The sequence below is a fragment of the Kitasatospora sp. MBT66 genome (genome assembly GCF_000710405.2).
Taxonomy (GTDB): domain Bacteria; phylum Actinomycetota; class Actinomycetes; order Streptomycetales; family Streptomycetaceae; genus Kitasatospora; species Kitasatospora purpeofusca.
In genome coordinates this window covers 338,926-339,364 of record NZ_JAIY01000006.1, presented here as the reverse complement: position 1 = coordinate 339,364, position 439 = coordinate 338,926, and the positions used below count along the sequence as shown (strand labels likewise).

Below are 439 nucleotides of genomic sequence, written 5' to 3'. Positions count from 1 at the left end.
CTGGTGATCGTGGGCGGCGGGCCCGCCGGCTGTGCGGCGGCGGTGATGGCGGCGAGTGTCGGGCTGCGGTCGGCCCTGGTCGAGCGGCGCGAGCTCGGCACCACCCTGCGGCGGGTCCCAGCGGTGAGCAATGTGCTCGGCTTCGCGACCGGCACCGCCTTCGCGGACGCCGTCGCGGCGGACGTCCGGCGGGTCGCCGACTCCTGCGACCTCCTGCTCGGCACCCCGGCGACGGAACTGCACGCCGACGACGAAGGCGTGACCGTCCACCTCGCTGACGCAGAGACCGCCGTACGCGGCCGGTACGCGATCGTCGCCACCGGCGTCCGCGCGGCCCGACCGGAGGAGGCCGCCTGGCTCACCTCCGCCGTGGACGCGCCGCCGCCGCTCTGGGAGGCGGACGCCGCACTCCTGGCCGGCCGCCGCACCCTCGTCCTCG

The 439-nt window shown here is 77.4% G+C and carries 1 protein-coding gene; it reads left to right on the top strand.

Annotated features, from left to right (window positions below; genetic code table 11):
* A partial coding sequence (locus BI06_RS14045; protein ID WP_158516430.1) for an FAD-dependent oxidoreductase occupies positions 1-439 on the top strand: 439 nt, incomplete at both ends.